Raw genomic sequence first — 24713 nt, forward strand, 5'->3', positions numbered from 1 at the left:
GATTATCAGCTTTCCAGCCAGGCCTTGCGGGCCGCCACCGCAGCAGTATCCGCATCTTGCGCTGCCCGCAGGCCCCATGTGTCCTGGCCAGCGGTCTGAATTGTCAATTGGCGAACGTGCAATTCGTCGCGCCGGAACGCATGGATTTCGACTGCAGAACCCGCCGCGTAACTACCCAGTGTTGTATCCAGATTTCCCGCAGAGACACGCAGGCCATTTAGCGCGATCAGTACGTCACCAGCGGCAAGGCCCGCTTGCTGCGCAGCGCCACCATCAAGCACGTGGGTCAATTTAACACCACCCGCTTCGCCCGCCACACGTGCGCCAATGCTGTTGCCTGGCGCAGCAATGTCTTTCCAGCCGCCCTTGTCAGCGCCACCGGCCGTGACGCGCAACTGGGTCTGGACGCCAAACTGTGCCAGCAAGCTGGCCACAGGCAAATCCTGGGTAGTACGCAGCGCTTGCTCAAAAAAAGCTTGAAGATCAAAACCGGCTACTTCGCTGGCGATCTGCTCCCATTCAGCTTCACCGACACCCTGGCCGCCCTGGTTGCTGTAGAAGTCCTTACCGAACCGCTGCCACAGCGCGCGCATCACGTCATCCAGGCTCTTCTTGCCCTTGCTGCGCAGACGGATTGTCAAATCCAGACACAACGCAGCCAGTGCGCCCTTGGTGTAGTAACTGACGATCACATTCGGGCTGTTTTCGTCTTGCCGGTAGTACTTGACCCATGCATCCAGGCTGGCCTCTTCCAGATTCTGGCGCTTGCGCCCGGCCCCACGCTCCACACCAGTCAACGTTTGCGCCAGCAGATCAAAGTATTCCTGTTCGGTAATCAGGCCGGTACGCACTAGTGTGAGATCGTCGTAATAAGAGGTAATTCCCTCGAAGGCCCACAGCAAGCGTGTGTAGTTTTCGCTGTACAGATCATACGGCGCATACGCAGCCGGCTTGATACGCTTGACGTTCCAGGTATGAAAATACTCATGGCTGCACAGGCCCAGATACTGACGGTATCCGGCTTTGACGGCCGTTTCATGAGCCAGCGGCAAATCATCCCGGCTGACCATCAGCGCCGTGGAAGCACGGTGCTCCAGGCCACCATAACCATCGCCGGTGACCATGCTCATAAATACATAGCGATCAAATGGAGCGGGTTCGCCAAACAGTTTGATCTGGTATTCGCAAATCTTTTTCAAATCACGCTTCAAGCGCTTCATGTCGGTACGGTGCCGACCTGCAATGACCACTTCATGCGGCACGCCACAGGCTTTGAAACGGATGTCGCTGAAATGGCCCATTTCAACCGGGTGGTCGATCAATTCATCGTAATCGGCAGCCTTGTACAGCCCGAACTCGCCGGCGCGCGCCCCGTCCAGCGGCAGACTGGTCGCCACATGCCATTGTTCACCCGCGGGCGCCAGCAACTCCACCGTGCACGGTTGATGCTCCTGGCCCTTTACCGCCAGGAACGTGCTTGTACCATTGAAGAAACCGCGCGTTTCATCCAGATAGGCACCACGTACTGACAAGTCCCAGGCATAGATCCGGTAGTTGATCTCCAGCTTGCCTTTGATGGGTTCGGCCTGCCAGCCATGTTTATCCAGCTTGGTCAGGGTGACTGGTTTGCCTTTACTGGAAGCGCTGATCTCAATGATATTGCGCGCAAATTCCCGGATCAGATAACTGCCTGGAATCCAGACCGGTAACCACACTGTCTGACCATTGGCGTCGGGTTTATCGATCGACAGCGTGACATCAAAATAATGGGCCTTGAGATCGGCGGGCTTAATGCGATAGTGCGGCATTGAGAGGCTCTTTCAGAGGGGTTCAGTCAGGCAGGGATAGACAACCTTATGGGTGGTTACCGCTGCAACAAATTCCAGTCAGGCAGAACAATGCCCCGACATGGCATGGGTGGCAAGCCATTCAACCGGGCAATGAAAAGCCCCCGCACCAGCGGGGGCTTGATTGTCGCATATTCAGGGCCGGGGCAGGCCCTGCGGCCCCTCTTCGCGCTTGGGTTGCGGGTCTGCCGCCTCCCCTTCGTGCTCCGGTTGTCCATGCTGACGTCGTGCAGCATCAAGCAATTGCTGTTGCTTTCTGGCCGCACGTTGGTCGGGATAATCGAGTTCTTCTGCTTCGCGATCAGGTTTTTGTACCATTTGCGCCTCACTGGATTTGCAGTTTGCCCTGCCAACACCCACGATGGACTCATGGGGAGGCAGCATGTTCCCCTTTGTCGCTACAAGGCAGTGTGCTTTTAATAAAAAACGCAAGACACCGTGTCGAAACCATGCGTATCAAGACCCGTTTCGTTCTGTACATCACTGCGTGGACACTGACGCTGGCTACCCTGTTGGGTTGGCTGGCCCACAAGCAATGGACGGAATACGCGCAAAACCGCCGCGCGGTGGGTGATGTAGAACGAGCCCAACTGGCGCTCAAGGTGTTCGAAATGGTCTCGCGAGAGCGTGGGCCGGCCAATGCCATCATGGGCGCTCCGTTGCCGGCAGCGGCTACACAGGCAGCAGCCCTGGCCACTGCAAGAGCACGTAGCGATACGGCAATTCATGCCTTGCTGATTAATCTGCAAGCGCTGGATGATGATGCCAATCGCGCAGCCATGATCAATGCCCTGCTGCAACTACAGGATGATCTGCAAACAGGCCGGCGCAAGGTCAACGCCGTGGCCGCCATGCCCGTTGCACAGCGACCCGGCGAGACCATTGACGACGCCGTGTCGACCATGATTTCTGTTGCCACGCTGGCCTCCCCGCTTTCTGCACGTATTTCGGCCGCGGCCGAGCAACATGGCAACACGCTCAACGATCTGATGGTTGCGGCACGTGCTGCCGCCGAACTACGTGAACAGGCAGGCCAGTTGGGGTCGCAATTTACGCGCGCCTTGATCAGGCAAGAGCCACTGACACGGCAGACCGTCGAATCCATCGAACGCATTGTCGGGCATATCGACATCATGCGGATGCTGGTAAACAACCGCGTTGCCCGTTGTTGCGCTGACAACCCGAATATCACAGGTGCTGTCGCGCAGATGAATCAGCATTATTTTGGTGACGGTCAGACTCTGGTCAATCAGGTGCTGGTGACCTGGCATGCGGATGTCGTACCGCAAATGACGACGGGTGAGTTCGCTGCCCGCTATGTCCCCACCATGAACCCCATTCTGGATGTGCGCGATGCACTCTTGCTGCAAGCCGCCAGACAGGCCATGGCAGCACAAACTGAAGCACGCGATCGCCTGGTGTGGCTAGCGTTGCTGACTGCCATGCTGGCCTTGCTGCTGATTGTGCCGCTGTGCATCTTCGGTTATCGCTTGCTGAATGCACTGACGACCTCGGCCGATATCATCAAGGCGCTGGCGGCCGGCAGGCTTGATACACCAGTTCCTCAACCAGCGCGTAGCGATGAAATCGGCGATGTCCTCAGCGCCATCGCCGTATTGCGTGATAACAGCCGCGCCCGCCAGGTTTTGCAGGTGGAACGCGAAGCGCTGATTGCCGAATTACATGAAGCCGCCACGACCGACTTTTTGACTGGCGCCCTTAACCGCCGCGCGTTTCAGTCCACCGCAGCCATCACCGTCAATCAGACCCGGCGCCGTGCCGGCGTGTGCAGCGTGGCGCTACTTGATCTGGATCATTTCAAACAAGTCAACGATACCTGGGGCCACGACGTTGGTGATGCAGTCATCCGCGCTGTCAGCCGGCATTCCAGGCTCAAGTTGCGCAGTTCAGACCTGTTTGCACGTTATGGTGGCGAAGAATTCATATTCCTGCTGGCCGACGCCAACACTGAAAACACGCGAGATATCCTGGAGCGGATTCGCCTTGATATTGCCCAGGCCACGCTAGCCGTTGTAGATGAACGGCCGATTCGCCTGACTGTCAGCGTGGGATTTGCAGTACTGGATCAACAGTGTGACACCCTGGAAAAGCTGGTTCTCGCGGCTGATCGTCATTTATATGAAGCCAAGCAGCAAGGCAGAAATCTGGTGATTGGTACATCCAGCGAACAGCCACAGTAAATCCGGCTGAAAAATGGGCGAGCAATTCAAATCAGATTAATTATCGCTGACAGTGATTTGATGATTGACGTCAAACGGTAAAACAAAAATAATTGCCAGACATAACTCCAACAACGCCTTTAACGCTAATCAGCGCAGAGCTGGGTCAATGAATACCAAGGAAAAACTGCAAGAACTGGAAGCCGGCAACAGTCAGGACGCTGCACTGAGTGCATCGCGCAGGGTTTATCTGGATTTGCGCATGCGTATTGTAGAAATGTCCATGCCCCCGGGCACTCGTATCGTTGAGCGTGATATCGCTGCGGAACATGGTACCAGCCGTACGCCAGTGCACGAGGCAGTACAGCGACTGGCCGAAGAAGGTCTCGTGGAAATCATGCCGCGCGTGGGTACATTTGTAGCGCGGATCCCGCTGGATGCGCTCGAAGAAGCCATGCTGGTGCGTACCGCGCTGGAAATCGCCATTGTGGAAGAAGCTGCCAAGCGGATCTCGGCAGAGGGTGTCGAGGTATTACGTGGCATTCTGGCCGCCCAGCGGCAATACGCCGAAGCCGGTGACACCCGTGGTTTTCACCAGACGGATGAAGCATTTCACGCTGCGCTGGCAGAGCTTTCAGGCCACCCAGGCGTGTGGCCGATCATTTTGCAAGCCAAGACCCAGATCGACCGGTATCGTCGCTTGACTCTGCCTTTGCCGGGACGCATGGAACACGTGGTCGATGAGCACGTGGATGTGGTCAATGCTATTGCCAAAGGCGAACCTGCTTCTGCCGTTGCTGCCATGCGTTCACATCTGGATCACGTGCTGCCGGTACTGGAAGTGGCCAGAACACTGCAGCCAGAGTTTTTTATCCAGCACTTGCCAGAACATAAAAACACACACGGCTGATGATTGGAAAATCGCCAATTGGACACGAAAAAAAGCCCGCGAATAGCGGGCTTTTTTATTGCGACTGGCCGTAAGAAAAAGCAAAAAAGACACCGCACGCTTTCTGCAGAAACCATTTACCGGTGCAAACAACAATAGATAAATCGTTTAACCCGCCATTACAATTGGAGTTGCAATGGCGGGTTTATCAGCATTTACTTTTGCGCAAATACGGCAAAATCAACTACGAGATATCAGGGCAGCAATACCTTGTGATTCAATCTCGGCCAGAATTTCACCCAGCCCGGCGGTCAATCCGGCAACCCCGTTCAGGTCCTGCCCCCACAGCGCAATATTACCCAGCCACTCCGTCGCCATCTGCTGTACAGACCACTGACCCGCATCCACCCTGGCCCACGCGCTATCGAACCACGCCAGCCAGGCCGGATCGTCCGATAGTTTGAAGAGCTTGCCGCGATACAGCACCATGGTCGCAGCAAGAGCGATCAACAAGTGGCGTGGCAACTTGCCGGTGCTTCGCTGGTATTGCAACAACTGCGGTAAAACACGGGCAGCGTATTTACTCCAGCTGTTAAGCGCAATCGACTCCAGGCGGTGATGAATGTACGGATTACGGAAGCGCCGCAATACGTCAGCAGCAAACGGATCAAGCTCCGCCCGTTCCAGCGGCAAGGCCGGAATGATTTCTTCGTTAAGTACATCCAGCAAGAATGGCCCCACCACCGGATCGGCCACCGCCTCACCGACCTCTTGCTGGCCAGCCAGCAATGCCACCGGTACCAGTACAGTGTGACCGCCGTTCAGGACACCCACTTTGCGCTGTTTGTACGGCGTAATGTCGTCAACCAGACGGATATTCAGACCGGCGCCGTCCAGCTTGAGTTCTTTGGCCAACCACTGCGGGCCCTGGATCACAAAGAGATAAAAGTATTCAGCAGTAACCAGAAACTGGTCGCGATACCCCAGTTCTTCTTCAATTTGCGCCATTTCCGCTTGCGGGTAACCGGTCACGATGCGGTCAACCAGCGTGGAGCAGAAAGTACATGCGCCATTGAGCCAGGCTTCGAAGCGCTCGCCGAGTTGCCACATGGCGGCAAAGTGCAACACCGCAGCCCTGAGCGCATCACCGTTGTAATCGATCAGTTCGCACGGCAACAGCACCAGTCCTTTGTCTGCGGCCCCGGCAAAACGGGTAAAACGCTCAAACAAAAAGCGGGTCAGCTTGGCCGGAAATGTACTTGGCGGCGCATCATCAAAGCGGTCGGTCTCATTGGTCGCAATACCAGCCTCTGTGGTGTTGGACACCACAAAGCGCAGATCCGGGTTGGCAGCCAGGGCCAGATATTGCGCGTAGTTCTGACCCAGATCGATCTCGCGCTCGACGCACTCGATCTTGCGGTAGGTTTTGACCGGATGACCAGATTCATCCAGCCCGCGGATCAGCGTGGTAAACACCCCGCCCTGCACATCCAGCAAGGGCAGCGAAGGATTACCACGTGGACGCACGATCACGACACCGGCGTTAAGTCCTGTGCGCTCGTTGAGCAGGTCAATCTGCCAGTCAACAAACGCACGCAGAAAATTACCTTCACCAAACTGCAAGAAGCGGATCGGGCGATTGAACGGCGTTTCCCTCTGTAATGTCTGCATGATATTGGGCTCTTAAAGGGAGATATCCCGTTTCCAGAAAATAAAGTCGTACTGTTGCAGACGATCCGCCTTGGCTTTGTACTGGCCCCCTGCTGTCTCAACTACCATCTTGAAGAGGTCTTCGGCCACTTCCGGCAAGGGTTTGCCTTCCACCACCGGGCCGCAATCAAAGTCGATCATGTCTTTGAGCTTGGTTGCAGTTTTGGTGTTGGTGGCAATCTTGAGTACCGGCACGATAGGGTTGCCAGTCGGCGTACCGAGGCCAGTGGAGAACAGCACCACATTGGCGCCGGAAGCCACGATGCCCGTCACGGATTCGACATCCCCACCCGGTGTACACAGAAGGGACAAGCCTGGCTTGCTGGCGTTTTCACCGTAATCAAGCACAGAGACGATCGGCGAAGTGCCGCCCTTCTTGGCAGCACCAGCTGACTTGATGGCATCAGTGATCAAACCGTCACGAATATTGCCGGGGCTGGGGTTGGCGGCGAAACTGGTACCCACAGCCTGCGCCTTTGCTTCAAAATCGCGCATCATGCCCAGGAAGCGACGCTTGTCGTCGTCATTTTCGCAACGCTCGATCAGACTGGCTTCCACGCCACACAGCTCTGGGAACTCCGCCAGAATCGACGCACCACCCATGGCAACAACCATGTCTGACACCAGGCCCATGGTCGGGTTGGCAGAAATGCCAGAGAACCCGTCGGAGCCACCACATTTCACGCCGATCTTGAGCGCAGAAAGCGGAACCGGCGTACGTTTGATCTCGTTGGCTGCCTTGATCCCCTTGAGGGTATCTTGCAGTACTGATTTCATCATGGCCTCTTCGCTATCCCACTGCTGTTGTTCAAAAATCAGACAGGGTTTATCGAAGTTGGCGTTTACCTTGGCCAGTTCTTCCTTGAACATCTTGATCTGGGCGTTCTGACAGCCCAGGCTGAACACGGTAATACCGGCCACGTTAGGGTGATCTGCATAGGCAGACAGTACTTTACACAGCGAGCGTGCATCGGCCCGCGTCCCCCCACAGCCGCCAGCATGCGTAATGATGCGCACGCCATCTACATTGGGGAACGGTCGCGTCACAGCTTGTGCTGGCGCTTCCATGTCTTCACCCAGCAAAGACAACGTATAGGCAGCCAGATCGTTGGTGGCGTAACCCAATGGTTGTTCCAGCGCATTGCGCAGGTGTTCCACATTGCGGTTTTCACAGAACACCAGCGGGAAAATCAGCCAGTAATTGGCTGTACCAATACGGCCGTCTGCGCGCACCACGCCAGGAAAGGTGGCGCCCTGCCAGCTGGACATATCAGGCGGAGTCCAGGTATACGGTGCGGTCTGGGTGATTTCCACATCCGCAGCGTAGTGTTCCAGGTTTTCGGTCGTGACCGCTTCACCACGGCGAATATCCTGCATGGCACGGCCGACAGGCACACCGTACAAGCGCAGCAACTCGCCCTTGGCAAAGGCCCGGCGCGCCAATTTGTGCTTGGCGGCCACCGGTGTGGTGACAAGAATGGATTCGTTTTCCCAGCTGACGATCTCGCCCGAGGCCAGATCAGTCAGCGCGACAAGCATGTCGTCATCCGGGTGGATACAAAGCGTTTTTTGCATGGTAGCCAGTGTCTTCGTGAACCGGCCACCCGCAAAGGCGGACAGCCGGTGGGATTACATGTAATACGTCTGGATCAGAGGCCGAAGTAACGCTTGGCGTTTTCGTAGCAGACATCACGTACGATCTGTTCCAGCGCCGGTTCATCTGCCGGGTACTCGCCGCCCTCGACCCACTGGCCCAGTTGACGGCACAGCAGACGACGGTAGTAGTCATGACGCGGATACGAGGCAAAGCTGCGGGAGTCAGTCACCATGCCGACCGAGGTACCCAGGACGCCGTGGTTGGCCAGCGTGACAAACTGTTGCAGGTTGCCTTCCTTGTGATCGTTGAACCACCAGGCCGGGCCAAACTGCAGCTTGCCGGTGACGCCGCCACCCTGGAAGTTACCGATCATGGTGGAGAGAATCTCGTTCATGTTCGGGTTAAGGCAGAACAGCATGGTCTTGGGCAGTTCATCCGTGCTATCGAGCACGTCCAGCATGGATGCAAGACCCGCACTGCAACTCATGTCAGAAATAGAGTCGTAACCGGTATCTGCACCCAACGTGTTGAGCATGCGCGTGTTGTTGTTGCGTTGTGCGCCAATGTGCAGACACATCGACCAACCGTGACTGGCGTAAACACGCCCCATGGCGGTCAGGATGCCGCGCACATACTGGCCCAGTTCAGCGTCAGACAGCAGGCTGCCACCAACGCGCTTCTGGAACAGTGCTTCAAGTTGTTGTTCGGTCGCGGCGACAACAGGCAAGGCCACATCCACCGCGTGATCGCTGATACGCGCGCCCTGCTGATGGAAGAACGCCACACGAGCCGCCAGGGCCGCGATCAGGCTGGCAAAGGAATCAACCTTTGCACCCGCCACATTGCCAAGACGGGCCAGGTAATCAACAAAGCCCGGATTATTGATGCGCATGGCTTTATCGGGGCGATACGCAGGCAGCACTCGGGTCTTGAGGGCGGATTTGGCAATTTCCTGGTGCTGCAGCAAATCGTCTGCAGGGTCATCCGTCGTACATGCGATTTCAACCTTCGCTTGTTCCAGCAGCGACCAGGTATCCATCGGTGCCAGTTTGGCATTGGCCTCTTCCCAGATGCGGCCAGCATTCTTTTCATTGATCAACAGATCAATGCCAAAAATGCGACGCAGTTCCAGATGGCTCCAGTGATAAATAGGGTTGCCAATGGCATGTGGCAGCACCTTGCAGAAGGCACGGAATTTTTCTTCGTCACTGCGGGTACCGGTGATGAAATCCTCGGTCACGCCAGAACTGCGCATCAGTCGCCACTTGTAGTGATCGCCACCCAGCCACAGCTCTGCCACATTGCGAAACTGCTTGCGGCTGGCAATTTCGCCTTGTTGCAAGTGCGAGTGGTAATCAATGATCGGCAGATCCGCCGCCACGTCATGATAAAGACGACGGGCCGTTGCGGTATCAAGCAGGAAATCTTTGTCCATGAAAGCAGCCATTGCGGTACAACCTCCTAGCCTTTTTACGGTGTGTGTGAAGCGCATCCCCCTGATTTCTTGCAGATTCAGAGGGGTTATTGATCTGATATATCAGGATTATGAGCGCTGATATATTAGCTGCGCAAGCACTTTGTAGTGACTTGATACCGCGCTACGGTTGCCATACGTCAAGAAACCTTCACAAAAAGGAAAACCAAGGGTTAACAACGTAAAAAGGGCGGAAGAAATCCGCCCTTTTTACCCTTGCCGCCGACCATGAATATGTTATTGGCCAAAAACTGCTACACCGCTCGCAATCGTTGAATGAGTTGCAGCTTGCCGGTAGCCAGCGCGGTGCCCAGTAGAATGACCAGGCACCCGGTCACGGTCTGCATGCCGATCGCCTCATGAAGAAACAATGCCCCCCACGCCACGCCAAACACCGGGATCAAAAACGTCACAGACATGGCGTAACTGGCACCGGCATGCGCAATCAGGCGGAAATACAACACATAAGCCAGCCCCGTACACATCACGCCAAGAGCGATGACCGCCCACCAGGCGGTTGTCGACACGGCATGTTGCGGCCACCAGTACAGCGCACCCGGTAATAACACCAGAGCTGAGAAAAACTGACTGGCCCACGCCGTAAGTGGTGGCGCCAGGCCGACCAGATTGCGGCGGGAATAATGACCGGCAAAACCGTATGACAGCGTAGCCACCAACACCGCCAGCACGGCCAGAGTCTGCGTTCCCTGCCCTGCACCCAATTGGTTCCATACAAGAATCAACACCCCGGCCAGCCCCAGTACCATGCCCAGAACCTGATCACGTGTCAGGCTGACTTTCAGCCAGACAAAGGCAACCAGTGCACCCCAGAGCGGCGTGGTGGCATTGAGGATGGAGTCCAGTCCGGCATTTACATAGAGCGTGGAATACGCGAACAAACAAAATGGCAGCGCCGAATTGGTCAGTCCCACAATCAATAGGGGTTTCCAGTGGCTACGCAAATGCTGGCGCGAACTTGCTGCGGTAATCACCGGCAACAGCACCAAAGCTGCAATGCCCACTCGCAGGGCAATCAAAGGCACGGGGCCGAACTCGGCCGACCCCATGCGCATGAACAGAAAAGACGCCCCCCATATGGCCGCTAGCACCACCAATTCAATGGCATTCATGATTCAACAACTCCATACGGGCAAGTGCGCCGATCAAGACGGCGGTGACAGCCCCGCAAACAGGGTGGAAAATAGAAAGATTATGCGTCGGCCACGGGCAAAAGCCGTGCCGCCATTGAACGCATATATAGAAAGAGAAGCCAGCCACAGTTTGAATGTTGCGCTACAGATACAGCCAATGCACCTGGCTGGCGATCACCCCGATTGAAGCACCCCACGCAGTGCGTGTGCCGGCACTACCCCGTCGGCACACCTTTAATGAATATTTCGGAGAAACACCCGATGAGTGATGCCCGCCAGACCATCCAGCAACGCGTTGCCGATTTGCGTGCAGCCATGCGCCGCAATCAGTTCGACGCCTGGATCATTCCTTCCGCCGACCCACATTTGTCTGAATACCTGCCGGACTACTGGCAAGGCCGCAAATGGGCATCCGGTTTTACCGGCTCAGTGGGTACGCTGGTCGTGACCGATGATTTCGCGGGGGTCTGGGTAGATGGTCGTTATTGGGAACAAGCCGAAGCACAACTAGATGGCACCGGCGTCAAACTGATGAAACTATTGAGTGGTCAGGCCCAGCCCCACGTGGACTGGTTGGCCGCCAATCTCAAGCAAGGCGCCCGCGCTGGTGCGGATGGCGATGTGTTGAGTCTTTCGTCCGCCCGTGCTACCGCCAGCACGCTGCAAACCAGTGGCATCAAACTGGATACCGACAAAGATCTGCTGAGCGAAATCTGGTCTGATCGCCCGACCCTGCCGCAAGCGGCCGTTTACGAACATCTTGCCCCATACGCCGCCGTGACCCGAGCCACCAAACTGGCGCAGGTGCGTGACGCCATGAAGGCGGCAGGTGCGCAATGGCACTTTGTATCTACTCTGGATGACCTGGCCTGGATCTTCAATCTGCGTGGTGCTGACGTTGACTACAACCCGGTGTTTCTCGCCCATGCGCTCATCGGTGCAGACAAGGTCACGCTATTCATTGATGCGCGCAAAGTCACTCCTGAACTGAAAGCCACGCTGGCCAAAGACGGCGTAGACATTGCCGCTTACGACGCTGCCACTGCCGCGCTGGCGGCCCTGCCTGCGGGCAGTACCGCATTGATCGACCCGGCCCGTACCACCCTGGGTCTGATCAACGCCATCCCGACCAGCGTACGTCTGATTGAAAAGCTCAATCCATCGCAACTGTTCAAATCCCGCAAAACCGGGGATGAAATTGCCCACGTGCGCGAAGCAATGGCGCAAGACGGTGCGGCACTTTGCGAGTTTTTCAGCTGGCTCGATAGCGCACTCAACAAAGAACACATCACAGAACTGGATATCGACACCCGCATCACCGCAGCACGTGCGCGTCGGCCAGGGTTTGTTTCTGCCAGCTTTGGCACCATTGCCGGCTTTAATCAGAACGGTGCGCTGCCGCACTATCACGCAACGCCTGAAGCCCATTCGGTCATCAAAGGGGACGGACTGCTCTTGATTGACTCTGGGGGGCAGTACACCGGTGGCACCACAGATATCACCCGTGTGGTGCCGGTTGGCCAGATCACGGCGGATCATCGTCGCGATTTCACCATCGTACTCAAGGGCGTGATTGCGCTCTCTCGCGCGCGTTTCCCGGTTGCTATCCGTGCAGCCATGATCGACGCCATTGCCCGCGCGCCCATGTGGGCAGAAGGCGTGGACTACAACCACGGCACCGGCCACGGTGTGGGTTACTTCCTGAACGTGCATGAAGGCCCGCAAAGTATTGGCTACTTCCGCGAAGCCGGCCCGGACACGGCCATGCAACAAGGCATGATCACGTCGATTGAGCCAGGCGTATATCGTCCGGGCCGTTGGGGCATCCGAATTGAAAACCTGGTGGTCAATCAGCCTGCTCCGACTACCGAATTCGGCGACTTCCTGGAATTCGAAACCCTCACCCTCTGCCCAATCGACACCCGTTGCGTTGAGCGCAGCCTGCTGACGCAACCCGAGGCCGACTGGCTGAACCGGTACCACGCGACGGTGCGCGAACGCCTGCAACCGCTGGTGTCGGGTGACGCACTCCAGTGGCTGCTTGCACGGACTGAGGCCATCTAACGGAAGGATGCGGGCGGATTGCCGGACAATGAGCAGGCCATCCGGGTGAGTACACAGGAAATGTGAACGCAGCGGGACAACTGACACCAACTGATTTATTCAGTGTTTCAAAGCCTTAGCAAAAAACCTTTGTCCCGCGTTTACGAACCCGAAAACCCGTGTTAGTATTCGCACCCTCAAGTGTGCCGGTGTAGCTCAGTTGGTAGAGCACCTGACTTGTAATCAGGGGGTCGCGAGTTCGATTCCTGCCGCCGGCACCATGAATACGCTGTAAAGAAAAAGGGCTGCATCTTCATGGATGCAGCCCTTTTTCTTTTGTCATTTCCAGTGCGCCATCATTGTGTTTGCTGCTGTCGCATCCGCTGATCCTGCTGTTGCAACTGCTGTTGCTGTCTCTGGATTTGCTGCTGGGTCTGTTGTTGTTGCTGCAATTGTTGCTGTTGCTGCTGCAATAACTGCTGCCTCTGCATTTGATCTTCTTGCTGCTGTTGCAAAAGCTGTCGCTGTTGATCCTGCTGCAGTTGCTGCTGTTGTTGTTGTCCTTGTTGCTGGTACTGCAACTGCTGGTTTTGCTGCTGTTGCAGCTGTTGCAATTGCTGTTGTTGCAGCGTTTGCTGGCCATTCTGGAATGCGGCGGCCATCGCGTTTGGCAACGCGCTGGTTAGTAGTGCCAGCACAATGACGTGACGAATAAGCATGGCGGGCTCCTTGCTTGAGCGGTCTTTGTCTCTTTAAGACCATCCTTGCTTGCGCTTGTTGCACCGCCTGGCAAGCACAGCCGCCACGCCTACAACCGTTTCGGAAAACCGGAAAACACGCGCTGTGACTGGGCAGGTCCGGATAAATGTTCCGTATGGCGCCCTCCCGCATGGTCGCTGCCAACCAGCAAAGCACGCCGCACATCCGCCGGAACCGGCCGATTGTTTCTTGCAAATCACTATGTCAATCAAGACGTTGACGAACAGTGCAATCCCATTATCATAGTTGCGCGACCCGTCAAAAGGCGGGCGAGAAACAAGCATATAAACCGGATGATGGAGACTTGCATGACCCAATCTTTGTTCGCTCGCGGACAAGGCAAGCTCGCGCTTGCCGCTTTGCCGGCCATTCTGGCCGCGTCCATGGCTTTTGCTGCTTACCCGACCTGGCAGGATGGTGGTACCTACACTGCCGGGACCGTCGTTTATTACAACGGTCACGACTATCAAGCGTTGGTCAATCAGACTGATTATGCCGGCGCAGGCTGGAACCCGGCCTCGACACCCAGCCTGTGGAAAGACCTGGGTGTAGACACCGACGGCGCATCGCCCACACCGACGCCGACCCCCACACCAGTGCCGACGCCGACTCCGACTCCGACACCTATTCCCACGCCAACCGCAACACCAACACCGAATCCGACGCCCACACCCACGCCGGCCCCGTCCGGTAACTGTTCCTCAGTCTGGAGTGCCAGTACGGCCTACAACGGCGGCGCCACGGTGAGTTACAACGGCGTGAACTACACTGCCAATTTCTGGACCCAAGGCAATAACCCGAGCACCAGTAATGGTGCGGCCGGTTCTGGCCAGCCATGGACCATTGTGGGCAATTGCAGCGGTGGCGCGACACCGACGCCTACCCCAACACCAACACCAACACCAACACCAACACCAACACCAACACCAACACCAACGCCAACGCCAACGCCGACACCCACTCCGACTCCGACACCCACTCCGACACCTACTCCGGCACCGACTCCCTCTGGCAGCCTGCCCAAGCACGTGCTGGTCGGCTATCTGCATTCCAGCTTTGCCAATGGTTCGGGCTATATCACCATGGCCAACGTCTCTAACGATTGGGATGTCATCGCGCTGGCTTTTGCCGATTCAGACACTAACGGCAATATCACGTTTACCCGCTGCCAACCCAGCGAGTGCCCGAATGTTGAAAGCGATATCGACTTCAAGGCCGCCATCAAAGCCAAGCAGGCACTGGGCAAGAAGGTGATTATCTCGGTCGGTGGTGCCAATGGTCTGGTGCAGTTGAACAGCACAGCTGCAGTGACCAACTTTGTCACGTCGGTCGAGAAGATCATCGATACCTGGGGTCTGGATGGGGTTGATATCGACTTTGAAAACCAGTCGCTGTCGCTGGACGCTGGCGATACCGACTTCACCGCGCCCAAGACCGCGAAGATCGTGAACCTGATCAACGCCCTGACGCAAATCACCAGCCACTACGGCAGCAATTTTGTGCTGACCATGGCGCCAGAAACCTTCTTCGTGCAACTGGGTTACAGCTTCTATGGTCCAGGCCCGAGCGGTTCTGCAGATGCGCGCTCTGGTGCGTTCCTGCCAGTGATCTACGCCATGCGTAACCAGCTCACGCTCTTGATGGTGCAAGACTATAACTCTGGCCCGATCACCGGCCTGGATGGTCAGTACCACACCATGGGTGGTGCCGACTTCCTGACCGCCATGACTGACATGGAAATAGCCGGGTTTGCCGTGGCCAATAACGGTGGCAAGGTGTGGCCTGGTTTGCGTCCGGACCAGATCGCCATTGGCATTCCGGCCAACGCCAACGCCGGTAACGGTTTCCCGGCCACGGCGGATGTTGAATCGTCGCTGGATTGCCTGATGAAAGGGACCAATTGCGGCAGCTACAAGCCGCATCAAGTTAGCCCGACCTTACGTGGGCTGATGACATGGTCGATCAACTGGGATGCCTACAGCAACGCCTCATTCTCCCAACCCTATCGGGCTTATCTGAACAGCTACGGGCAATAAGTACGGCTGGTACGCCCCCAAAAAACCGCACCTTGTGAACGCAAGGCGCGGTTTTTTCTTGTGCCCGCTCAGTTTGTAGTCGATTTATTCCAGGTACACGTTTCTTGATATTTGTCATATCCGGGTGTGATTGCCATGGCACCGCAAGATGCTTCTCCATAGGATTGCCTTCTGTAACTTTCTGATATATCAGAATGAATAACGATCGGATGCCTCATCTTTCAAACGATCAGCACCGACTTACAGAACATGGAGTGAGTACGCAAAATGAACGCAACGTATCGCCCGCAAGAAACCATCGAGACCATCCACAGTACCGGCGGACTGTCTCCGCAGACCGCGCTATCCGTCTGATCTGACCGGCACACAAACAGAATTCATAAACCTGCTGGCCTGAACGCCAGCCGTTATGCGGGCTTGCAAAAACAGGCCTGCCAGGGATTTGTCATGCCTGATCATCAACACGTCCGCCCGCTCCTTGGTAGTAGTATTGCGCTCGCGCTGGCGCTGACAGCCTGCGGCGGTGGCGGTGGCGGTAGCAGCGACGTCATTACACAGACCAGCAGCCCGACGACAACGAATACAACTACAGCGTCGACCCCCACGCCAACACCTGCACCCACTGCTACGCCAGCCCCAACGCCAACGCCCACACCGGCACCAACCGCCAGCTTGTGGCCGGCCGCGGCGCTCAACGATGCAGCTCTGGTTGGCAAAGAACCCGCGCTGCCCAGCACCATCTGCGCCAGTCTGCCCGCAACGCTGACGACTAACAGTCGAAGTCTGCTGGATGACAGCGTAGATGCCGGTGGGACTAACTCTCAACCTGATGCCAGTCGCATTCAGGCAGCCATTACCGCGTGCCCCTCAGGTCAAGCCGTTAAACTGGTTGCGGGTAATAGCGCCCAAAACGCCTTTTTGTCCGGGCCGCTGACCTTGCCATCAGGTGTTTCATTGTGGATCGACAGCGGCGTCACGCTGTTTGCGTCTCGCAAGCCGTCTGACTATCAGATTGCAGGCAAGAATACCTGCGGGCAGACGGCCAGCAGCGACAATGGCTGCCAGGCACTGATCAATGCAGTTGCGGGAAATAACGGGGTGTACGGCCAAGGTACCATTGATGGGCGGGGTGGCGCGGTGCTGACTTCCGGCATTTATGCCAACACGCTCACCTGGTGGGACGTCGGCGCCCTGAGCAAAACCTTGAGCAGTGCCAACAATCAGAACAGCCCGCGGCTGGTACAAGTCACTGGCGGTAGCAATTTCAGCCTGTATCAGGTCAGCCTGCAAAATGCCCCCAAATTCCATGTGGTCACCAGTGGCGTAAATGGTTTTACGGCGTGGGGTAACAAGATTCAGTCACCCACACTGGCTTACAGTGTGGCCGGCTATAACTGTGCGGCTGGCGCTATGCCAACGGTGTCTGGCACTGCCAACACCACCCGTGCCAGTACTTGCTTCACACCCGACACCGTCAAGAACACGGATGGGATTGATCCTGGTCAATCACAAAACGTCATGATCGCCTTCAACCATATCAGTACGGGTGACGATGGCATTGCCATCAAAGCCCACTCTACTGCGGCGGTCAGCAACATCCAGATTCTGCACAATCGCTTCTATTACACGCATGGCATGTCGATTGGCAGTGAGACCGATTCTGGCGTCAACAACGTCACGATCAGTGACTTGACGGTTGATGGTTACGATGTGGGCGCCACCAGCGGCTTCCGCATCAAGACCGATGACAGCCGCGGTGGCGAGGTCAAGAACGTTACGGTCAACGGTGTATGCGTACGGCGCGTCGCGCAACCACTGGCCATCGACACCTACTATGGTGATGCCTATGGCTCCAGCAATGCGCTCTACCCTAACGTACATGACATCACGGTGCGCAATTTCCGCTATCTGGATACCACCGGTTCTAGCCGTAACGGGACCAACGCGGCCATTGACCTGCGCGGATATCAGTCGCTTGGCCAAACGTTGCCGGCGTCCAACATCACGCTTGATAACGTGGTTTTCGACAGCACGCCGTCCTGGGTCACCACGAAGACGTCTTATGCCATTCCTTCTTATGCCAGCGTCATCATGGGGCCGGGTCCGGTTTCGTTTGCCAGCATGCTGACCAGCGCTTCAGGCATCAACAACTTCAGCGTGATAGATAACCGCAGTACCAGCGCGACTGCCTACGATTGCAGCGCGGCATTTGTGAGTTTCCCATCCAGCAACTCGCCGATCTAAGGGACTTTTCTGCAGGTAAAAAGAGCCACGAAAGTGGCTCTTTTTTTTGGCAACAACCGTTCATCCGCCCTGATACAAATCAGGCTGTAGTATTCAGGCCACTTGCTACAAATTACTTGCCATTCAATGTTTTATGCCGTCATAATTCTGATATATCAGAATGAAAACAGAATACGGGCCGCTTTACTGGTCAGGCTATTTATTGCCACTGTTTTCTGAAGCCGGCGCATGTTTTGATTGACCTCGGATGCGCCATTTGCAATACCAGACCGACACAGGCAGGATAAGTCAGATGGTTACTGCGATCAGCATACCCGTTAAAAGAACATTGCCTCAGCGGCAATGCACCAATTGCAATGTGCGTGATATTTGCCTGCTGGCCAATGTCGCTCAACAACGCAACGAATCCACCGATACCACACAACCGGTATTAAACATGCGGACCATTTCCATCCGCCGTGGAGACCGTCTCTTTTCACAAGGCCAAACCGGGGCAATCTATGCGGTTAGGCTCGGTTTTTTCAAAACCCGTATCCTTAACTCTCACCTGCGTGAGCAAGTCACCGGGTTTTATATGCCGGGCGCCCTGATGGGTGCGGATGCGCTTGCACTAGGCCAGCACGGAGATGACGCCGTTGCTCTGGAAGATGGCGAAGCCTGTGAGATATCCTGCAATACACTGGTCGGCCAGGCCCAGAAAAACGGTGAGGCCCGCCAGCAATTGCAACGAATCCTGGGGCAAGAGATCAGCCGTTTACATCACACCACGCAGCGCCTGCGCGATACGGTCGCGGTACAGCGCGTGGTGGGGTTGTTGCTTGATTTGTCTGATGCCTTTGCCCTGCGTGGTTACTCTGCGCGCAGCTTTCTGCTGCGCATGACCCGGAATGAAATGGCCAGTTATCTGGGACTATCCATTGAAACGGTCAGTCGCATATTATCGCGGTTGCAAAATCATGGTCTTTTGCAGATTCAAGGAAAACTGGTCAATTTGACTGATACAAAAGCTTTGCATGGGATTCTGGAACAAACAGGCAATACGGTAGAGCTTGAATAAAGATATTGATACAAATCAAGCGTAAATAAAAAAGGCGAATTTCCGAAAGAATTCGCCTTTTTTTCAATCAATGATTAACGTTTCATAAATAAGTAATCGCTAATTATTGGCCCAATACTTACAACTGAAAACGTGAAACGGATTGGCGCAGTCCAGTGGCCAATTGCTGCAATTCTTGCACGTTCTGCGTTGCAATCTGAACTGATGCAGCAGAGCCTTCCACCATCTGCGAAATTCGCTCTACATTCACCGCAACACTATTACTGGCCATGCTTTGTTCTGATGCCGCATTTGCCACATCGCGCACGCGTTCCAGGTTGGCATTGGCATCAGCACTGATCGCTTGCAATGCGTGTGCGGCCTCCCCCGCCATATGCACACTACCAGATACACGCGGCGTCACCGCATGCATGCTGTTAACCACCTCGTCCGTATCCGTCCGGATCGCATCGACCATCTGCCCGATGCGGCCAGTCGCCTGGGAAGTCCGCTCTGCCAGTTTACGAACCTCATCGGCCACCACCGCAAAACCGCGGCCATGTTCACCTGCACGCGCAGCTTCAATGGCTGCATTCAACGCCAGCAAGTTGGTCTGATCTGCAATCTCTTTGATCTCTCCCGATACACCGCCAATTTCGCGTGAGCGCTCGACCAGTCCGGCGATGAGATCAGAGGCGGCATTCACCTCAGTCAGCAGACCATTGATTTCCATCGACACCTTGCCAACCAGTTCCTCACCCTCGCCGGCCAGTACCGTTGTACGGGTAGAGTTTTTTTCCGTTTCGCGCGCGGAATGGGATATCTGGTCGATGCTGACTGACATCTGCTCAATCGCGGCCGCCGTTGAGGCCGTTGCATCGGAGGATTGCCGGGACGCATTGCGGATTTGTTCAATCTGGTTGGTCAGGTTGCCCGCTGCCTGAGCCAAAGCCTGAGCACCTTGCTGAATGCCTTCGATCATGCCCCGTAGACTTTGCTGCATGGTCGCCATGGAACCCAGCAATGAGTCGGGGCGGCTACGGCTGAACTGGCCCAGCGAACGGGTCAGATCACCCGCTGCGATCGCTCGGGCGACTTGCGCGGCATAGTCTGGCTCACCACCCAACTGACGATAAATATGCCGCGACATCACAAAAGCCAGCGCGCTCACCACCAGCAGCCCCAGTACACCAATCAATACAAAATGCCAGACCAGCTGCCAGTAAGCGTGCTCGATGTCATCCACAAACACGCCAAAACCAACCAGCCAGTTCCAGCCGTCAATGCGGGTCACCCCATTGATTTTTGGTACCAGCACATCAGTACCCGGGCGCTTGGTCATGTCATCAAAAAACGCGTAGTCGGTATCACGCAGACGAAAGAGGTATTCCTCGAAATTACTGCGGCCACTGGCTACTTTGGCCCCCCAGTCCACTTTGCCAATCACCGCCGGATTGGGGTGAACCAGACCGAGGGCATCCGTGGTGCGTGCCCAAAGATAGTTCTTGCCATCCCGCAGCCCGGAGAGTGCGGCGATCGCCTGATCTTGCGCGGTTTTATGGTCCAGCTTGCCGCTTTGTTCCAGCGACTGGTAATACGCCACCTGATGCCGCGCCAGGCTAAGCACTGTCTGGATCTCGTCGCGACGGTCGGCCAGCATGTTGGCATGCAAGGTATGCAAAGCCACAAAAGCCACGACAATCAGGCCAAGGATGGCGCTGGCCACAATCAATCCCAGCCGGGTGGAAAGTTTCACGATAACAGCTCCATGAGTGGATAAAATCTGGCCTGGTGTCTTACCAGTACGGGCCTGCCTGCTGGTTGTCGGGCAAGTGCGCGATGAAATATTCGGGGCGATGGGTACGGGCGATTTCCAGCACCGGCAGTACTTGATCCAGGTGCTCTCGCATGGCTGCAGCCGCTTGTTCGATCTCTCCGGCTTCCAGCATGGCCACAACCTGACCGTGTTCAGCGACGACCACTTCCATACGGCCGGGCATGGGCAAAGTAAGCCGGCGGTACCGGTCAATCTGCGTCTTGGCTTGCTGAATCATCCGCCACACGCCGGGAAACCCGGCGATCTCCGCCAGCGCTTCGTGAAACTCTTCGTCTGCCCGGTGAAATCCGACGATATCTGAAGCCGCAATACAGGCCAGTTGCCCGGATAACAGGCGCCGCAAGCAGGCAATATCTTCGGCCTTGATCCGCATGGCTGCACGTTGTACGACAGCGACTTCCAGCGCAGTGCGTACCAGCATCGCCTCGCCGAGCCTATCGAGCGGAATACGTGAGACATAGGTGCCCACGCGTTGCGTCACCTCAACCAGACCTTCCTCCGCCAGACGTCGTACTGCTTCATGCACGGGCGTTCGGCTGGTGCCGTGGGTAAAGGCGATTTCCTTCTCGTTAATCCGTGCGCCGGGCAACATCACCATATCAACAATTTGCTGGCGCAAGCTGAGATAAACCCGCAAGGCCGCACTGGGCCGATTTGCATCAGGCGCGCCACTGGCCGCCTGAAACAAGCTAACACTGATGTCCTCGGCCGCTTCAGTTTGCAGAGCCGAGCCGGTTTGCGCTTCGTGCATGGGATATTCCCGTTATTTTTATTGGGTTTCGTGCGGGTCGATTACGGCATGGCGCTGGCGGGAATGATCGCCCCGCGGTGCTGAATCACCGCACCGGCCAGTTTGTGCGCAGTTTGCATGGCAGCGCCGGGCCCTTGCCCGGTGAGCCGCGCAGCCAGATAACCCGCGGCAAACGAATCGCCCGCTGCCGTGGTATCGACAACAGGCGTTACCGGTACGGGTGCCACTTCCAGCCGCAAGGCATCGGTCGCGACCACGCTGGCTGAACCACCCCGCTTGATCACGACTTCAGCCACACCCAGCGCGCGGGTCCGAGCGATCACGGTCTCGACGTCAGCCTCGCCGTATAACGCTACTTCGTCATCCAGCGTCAGCAGTGCCAGACTTGAGAGCGACAGCATGCGTCGATAACACGCCGCGGCCACCGCCTGACTTTCCCATAAGCGCGCCCGATAGTTGTTATCGAACACGATCATGCCGCCACGTGCCTTGCACTGAGTCAGCGCATCAAACAGGGTGTTGCGATCGTCCGGCGTCAAAATAGCCAGAGAGATACCAGACAAATACACGACGTCTGTACGTGCCAATGCGACCAGCACGCGTTGTGTATCCGGCCCATGAAGCCAGTAGCGCGCGGCGGCGTCTTTACGCCAGTAATGAAAAGTGCGCTCACCAGCCTCGTCCGTTTCGATCAGGTAAATGCCGGGCAACCGATCCGCCAGACGTTGAACCCAGCGCGTCACAATGCCTTCAGCTTGCCAACTGGCAATCATTTCTTCCGAGAGACTATCGGTGCCCAATGCACTGACATAGGCCACCTCGAACGGCGCCTGTTTGAGTTGTCGTGCCAGATACACGGCGGTATTGAGCGTATCACCGCCAAAGCGGTACGCCAGCCCGCCCGTTTGGCGTTGTAGTTCAACCATGCACTCACCAATCACGGCAATGGTGCGTTGCGCGTCAGAGCGGGCGGCGTTCATCAGACGTTTCCTTTTGCGTAGCGGGCGGCCATGGCATCCAGACTTACCGGTTTGATCCGGCTGGCCTTCCCTGCGGCGCCGAACGCTTCATAACGCGCAATACAAATATCGCGCATCGCGTCTGTCGCCTTGCCCAGATATTTACGCGGGTCGAACTCATCACGATGCGTGGCAAAGGCACGGCGGATAGCGCCCGTGGCAGCCAGACGCAAGTCTGTGTCGATATTGATCTTGCGCACACCATGGCGAATGCCCTCAACGATTTCCGGCACCGGCACACCCCAGGTTTCTGCGATATCGCCGCCGTGATCATTGATGGTTTTCAGCCAGTCCTGGGGTACTGAGGAACTGCCGTGCATCACCAGGTGTGTATTGGGTAAACGTGCGTGAATCTGCCGGATACGATCAATGGCCAGCGTGTCCCCGGTGGGTGGTTTGCTGAATTTATAGGCGCCGTGGCTGGTACCAATGGCAATGGCCAAAGCATCAACGCCCGTGGCCGCGACAAAGGCAGCGGCTTCTTCCGGATCGGTCAACATCTGGCTGTGATCAAGCGTACCTTCAGCGCCGACCCCATCTTCCTCACCGGCAGATCCAGTCTCCAGGCTGCCAAGGCACCCCAGTTCACCCTCAACCGAAACACCACATGCGTGGGCAAAATCCGTCACGGTACGGGTGACATGCACGTTGTAGTCGTAATCAGCTGGCGTCTTGCCGTTATCCAGCAAAGAGCCATCCATCATCACTGAGGAAAAACCCAGCTGGATAGCGCGTTGGCAGACTGCTGGGCTCGTACCATGGTCCTGATGCATGACAATAGGTAAATGCGGGAATTCTTCGATCGCAGCCAGAATCAGGTGGCGCAGGAACGGTGCCCCGGCATAGGCACGTGCGCCGGCGGAAGCTTGCACAATCACCGGGCTATCGGTGCGGTCTGCGGCGAGCATGATGGCGCGCATCTGCTCCAGATTATTGACGTTGAAGGCCGGCAAACCGTATTGGTAATCCGCGGCATGATCCAGCAACTGGCGCATGGATACGAGAGGCATGACAAAACTCCTTATGTCCGGCTGCGCGTGGCAACCGGGGCAAATCTGATCAGTATTCGGTCCAGAGATTACGCAGCGCGTCAACAAGATCTGGCAGTGGGCGGCGTGCGTGCTGGTGGTAGTTTTCAAGGCGCTCCACTTCGTCACGCGAGCCCAGCATGACGGGCGTGCGCTGATGCAGCGTGTGCGGCTGAATATCCATGACACGCTCGTGGCCGGTACTGCTTTTGCCACCGGCTTGTTCCACCAGCATGGACATAGGGTTGGCTTCATACAGCAGGCGCAACTTGCCAAAACGACTGACTTCCCGCCCGTCTTGCGGGTACAGGAACACGCCGCCGCGCAATAGAATCCGGTGAACGTCAGCGACCATGGCGGCTACCCAGCGCATGTTGAAATCCTGCTGGCGCGGGCCATGTGTGCCGGCCATGCATTCCTGCACGTAGCGCTTGACCGGGCTCTCCCAATGACGGGTGTTGGCGGTGTTGATGGCAAATTCGCGCGTCTGGCACGGGATAGACATGCGCGGATGCGTGAGGATGAATTCACCACTCCCCCGCTCGAGGGTAAAACCATGCGTGCCCTCGCCCGTGGTCAGTACCAGCATGGTGGCCGGGCCATAAATGGCGTAACCGGCGCAAACTTGTTCAGAACCAGGCTGAAGGAAGTCTGCCTCTGTGGCCGGAACACGCGCGCCAGGGCATCTGAGGATCGAAAAAATGGTCCCGACCGGGGCATTGATATCGACGTTGGATGAGCCATCCAGCGGATCAAACAGCAGCAGATATTGCCCGGCGGTGCGTTCCTGGCTGGTGCGGCTGATGCGCGCCATTTCTTCGGAAGCCAGGGCTGCCAGCGCAGCATGCTCGCGCGTCCCCTCCAGCAAAATATCGTTGGCGATAATGTCGAGCTTTTTCTGTTCTTCGCCCTGAACGTTATCAACACCGGCGCTGCCGGTGGTACCGGCCAGTGCACTGCGATCCACTGCCGCGGCAATGGTGCGGCAGCACATGGCGACCTGATGGATCAACTGATAAAGCGCAACTGGATGACGATCATCCGATGCACATTCAGTTGCGATGAAAGTAGATAGATTAATACTCATGATTCACCTGTCTGACATGACCATC

18 protein-coding genes and 1 tRNA gene are annotated in these 24713 nt (G+C 56.5%); 8 read left to right on the forward strand and 11 right to left on the reverse strand.

The genetic code is table 11. The features are described 5' to 3' along the window. Positions 1 to 5: 5 nt before the first annotated feature. Positions 6 to 1808, reverse strand: coding sequence for a M61 family metallopeptidase (locus IEX44_RS02145; protein WP_188688244.1), 1803 nt, complete (start codon positions 1806 to 1808; stop codon positions 6 to 8). Between the two features lie 174 nt (positions 1809 to 1982). Further along, positions 1983 to 2165, reverse strand: a complete 183-nt coding sequence (locus tag IEX44_RS02150; protein ID WP_188688246.1) for a hypothetical protein — start codon at positions 2163 to 2165, stop codon at positions 1983 to 1985. 131 nt (positions 2166 to 2296) lie between these two features. On the opposite strand from IEX44_RS02150, the gene IEX44_RS02155 reads away from it, so the two are divergent. Both IEX44_RS02155 and IEX44_RS02160 read left to right on the forward strand, forming a co-directional pair. Next, positions 2297 to 4048, forward strand: coding sequence for a GGDEF domain-containing protein (locus IEX44_RS02155; RefSeq protein WP_188688247.1), 1752 nt, complete (start codon positions 2297 to 2299; stop codon positions 4046 to 4048). Positions 4049 to 4196: 148 nt separating this feature from the next. Beyond that, positions 4197 to 4937, forward strand: a complete 741-nt coding sequence (locus IEX44_RS02160; protein WP_229678688.1) for a GntR family transcriptional regulator — start codon at positions 4197 to 4199, stop codon at positions 4935 to 4937. Positions 4938 to 5156: 219 nt separating this feature from the next. On the opposite strand, the gene IEX44_RS02165 is transcribed toward IEX44_RS02160, so the two are convergent. The 4 genes from IEX44_RS02165 to IEX44_RS02180 form a co-directional block, all read right to left on the reverse strand. Continuing rightward, positions 5157 to 6587, reverse strand: a complete 1431-nt coding sequence (locus tag IEX44_RS02165) for a tagaturonate reductase (protein WP_188688249.1) — start codon at positions 6585 to 6587, stop codon at positions 5157 to 5159. A 12-nt stretch (positions 6588 to 6599) separates the two neighbouring features. After that, positions 6600 to 8201: a UxaA family hydrolase gene (locus IEX44_RS02170; protein WP_188688251.1), complete on the reverse strand. Its 1602-nt coding sequence runs from the start codon at positions 8199 to 8201 to the stop codon at positions 6600 to 6602. A gap of 74 nt (positions 8202 to 8275) precedes the next feature. Continuing rightward, positions 8276 to 9670 (reverse strand): glucuronate isomerase, encoded by a 1395-nt coding sequence (uxaC, locus tag IEX44_RS02175; RefSeq protein WP_188688252.1) that lies wholly within the window; start codon positions 9668 to 9670, stop codon positions 8276 to 8278. Positions 9671 to 9951: 281 nt separating this feature from the next. Next, positions 9952 to 10827, reverse strand: coding sequence for a DMT family transporter (locus IEX44_RS02180; RefSeq protein ID WP_188688254.1), 876 nt, complete (start codon positions 10825 to 10827; stop codon positions 9952 to 9954). Positions 10828 to 11109: 282 nt separating this feature from the next. On the opposite strand from IEX44_RS02180, the gene IEX44_RS02185 reads away from it, so the two are divergent. The 6 genes from IEX44_RS02185 to IEX44_RS02210 all read left to right on the forward strand — a co-directional run bounded on the left by IEX44_RS02185 (position 11110) and on the right by IEX44_RS02210 (position 18987). Beyond that, positions 11110 to 12912, forward strand: a complete 1803-nt coding sequence (locus tag IEX44_RS02185) for an aminopeptidase P family protein (RefSeq protein ID WP_188688256.1) — start codon at positions 11110 to 11112, stop codon at positions 12910 to 12912. 184 nt (positions 12913 to 13096) lie between these two features. Continuing rightward, positions 13097 to 13172: transfer RNA gene (locus tag IEX44_RS02190), tRNA-Thr, on the forward strand. A 219-nt stretch (positions 13173 to 13391) separates the two neighbouring features. After that, positions 13392 to 13577, forward strand: a complete 186-nt coding sequence (locus IEX44_RS20820) for a hypothetical protein (RefSeq protein ID WP_194468898.1) — start codon at positions 13392 to 13394, stop codon at positions 13575 to 13577. A 381-nt stretch (positions 13578 to 13958) separates the two neighbouring features. Then, positions 13959 to 15686, forward strand: a complete 1728-nt coding sequence (locus tag IEX44_RS02200) for a chitinase (protein ID WP_229678689.1) — start codon at positions 13959 to 13961, stop codon at positions 15684 to 15686. A gap of 447 nt (positions 15687 to 16133) precedes the next feature. Then, entirely contained in the window at positions 16134 to 17930 is a 1797-nt protein-coding gene (locus tag IEX44_RS02205) for a glycoside hydrolase family 28 protein (RefSeq protein WP_188688262.1), read from the forward strand. 328 nt (positions 17931 to 18258) lie between these two features. Beyond that, the gene (locus IEX44_RS02210; protein ID WP_229678690.1) at positions 18259 to 18987 is read left to right on the forward strand and encodes a helix-turn-helix domain-containing protein; all 729 of its coding nucleotides are present in this window, start codon (positions 18259 to 18261) and stop codon (positions 18985 to 18987) included. Between the two features lie 118 nt (positions 18988 to 19105). Here IEX44_RS02210 and IEX44_RS02215 read toward each other — a convergent pair whose 3' ends face one another. From IEX44_RS02215 to IEX44_RS02235, 5 genes are read right to left on the reverse strand one after another with little or no spacing between them, the layout of a single operon-like run. Continuing rightward, positions 19106 to 20722 carry a methyl-accepting chemotaxis protein gene (locus tag IEX44_RS02215; RefSeq protein WP_229678691.1) on the reverse strand — a complete coding sequence of 539 codons (1617 nt, stop codon included), beginning with the start codon at positions 20720 to 20722 and terminating at the stop codon, positions 19106 to 19108. Between the two features lie 40 nt (positions 20723 to 20762). After that, complete coding sequence (locus IEX44_RS02220; RefSeq protein ID WP_188688266.1) at positions 20763 to 21554, reverse strand: GntR family transcriptional regulator; 792 nt, start codon at positions 21552 to 21554, stop codon at positions 20763 to 20765. A 41-nt stretch (positions 21555 to 21595) separates the two neighbouring features. After that, entirely contained in the window at positions 21596 to 22534 is a 939-nt protein-coding gene (kdgK, locus tag IEX44_RS02225) for a 2-dehydro-3-deoxygluconokinase (protein ID WP_188688268.1), read from the reverse strand. Next, complete coding sequence (fba, locus tag IEX44_RS02230; protein WP_188688270.1) at positions 22534 to 23583, reverse strand: class II fructose-bisphosphate aldolase; 1050 nt, start codon at positions 23581 to 23583, stop codon at positions 22534 to 22536. Before fba ends, kdgK begins: the two co-directional genes overlap by 1 nt. Before the next feature lie 49 nt (positions 23584 to 23632). Next, positions 23633 to 24688 carry a class 1 fructose-bisphosphatase gene (locus tag IEX44_RS02235; protein WP_188688272.1) on the reverse strand — a complete coding sequence of 352 codons (1056 nt, stop codon included), beginning with the start codon at positions 24686 to 24688 and terminating at the stop codon, positions 23633 to 23635. Positions 24689 to 24713: the final 25 nt, after the last annotated feature.

The sequence above is a fragment of the Silvimonas amylolytica genome, from assembly GCF_014645555.1.
GTDB classification, from domain to species: domain Bacteria; phylum Pseudomonadota; class Gammaproteobacteria; order Burkholderiales; family Chitinibacteraceae; genus Silvimonas; species Silvimonas amylolytica.

Excerpts from the sequence above, each read along its gene's own strand:
- IEX44_RS02155 (WP_188688247.1), top strand. The coding sequence starts at position 2,297 with ATGCGTATCAAGACCCGTTTCGTTCTGTACATCACTGCGTGGACACTG.
- IEX44_RS02200 (WP_229678689.1), top strand. The coding sequence starts at position 13,959 with ATGACCCAATCTTTGTTCGCTCGCGGACAAGGCAAGCTCGCGCTTGCC.
- IEX44_RS02160 (WP_229678688.1), top strand. The coding sequence starts at position 4,197 with ATGAATACCAAGGAAAAACTGCAAGAACTGGAAGCCGGCAACAGTCAG.
- fba (WP_188688270.1), bottom strand. The coding sequence starts at position 23,583 with ATGCCTCTCGTATCCATGCGCCAGTTGCTGGATCATGCCGCGGATTAC.
- IEX44_RS02150 (WP_188688246.1), bottom strand. The coding sequence starts at position 2,165 with ATGGTACAAAAACCTGATCGCGAAGCAGAAGAACTCGATTATCCCGAC.
- IEX44_RS02185 (WP_188688256.1), top strand. The coding sequence starts at position 11,110 with ATGAGTGATGCCCGCCAGACCATCCAGCAACGCGTTGCCGATTTGCGT.
- IEX44_RS02205 (WP_188688262.1), top strand. The coding sequence starts at position 16,134 with ATGCCTGATCATCAACACGTCCGCCCGCTCCTTGGTAGTAGTATTGCG.
- IEX44_RS02165 (WP_188688249.1), bottom strand. The coding sequence starts at position 6,587 with ATGCAGACATTACAGAGGGAAACGCCGTTCAATCGCCCGATCCGCTTC.
- kdgK (WP_188688268.1), bottom strand. The coding sequence starts at position 22,534 with ATGAACGCCGCCCGCTCTGACGCGCAACGCACCATTGCCGTGATTGGT.
- IEX44_RS02145 (WP_188688244.1), bottom strand. The coding sequence starts at position 1,808 with ATGCCGCACTATCGCATTAAGCCCGCCGATCTCAAGGCCCATTATTTT.
- IEX44_RS02180 (WP_188688254.1), bottom strand. The coding sequence starts at position 10,827 with ATGAATGCCATTGAATTGGTGGTGCTAGCGGCCATATGGGGGGCGTCT.
- IEX44_RS02170 (WP_188688251.1), bottom strand. The coding sequence starts at position 8,201 with ATGCAAAAAACGCTTTGTATCCACCCGGATGACGACATGCTTGTCGCG.
- IEX44_RS02235 (WP_188688272.1), bottom strand. The coding sequence starts at position 24,688 with ATGAGTATTAATCTATCTACTTTCATCGCAACTGAATGTGCATCGGAT.
- IEX44_RS02220 (WP_188688266.1), bottom strand. The coding sequence starts at position 21,554 with ATGCACGAAGCGCAAACCGGCTCGGCTCTGCAAACTGAAGCGGCCGAG.
- uxaC (WP_188688252.1), bottom strand. The coding sequence starts at position 9,670 with ATGGCTGCTTTCATGGACAAAGATTTCCTGCTTGATACCGCAACGGCC.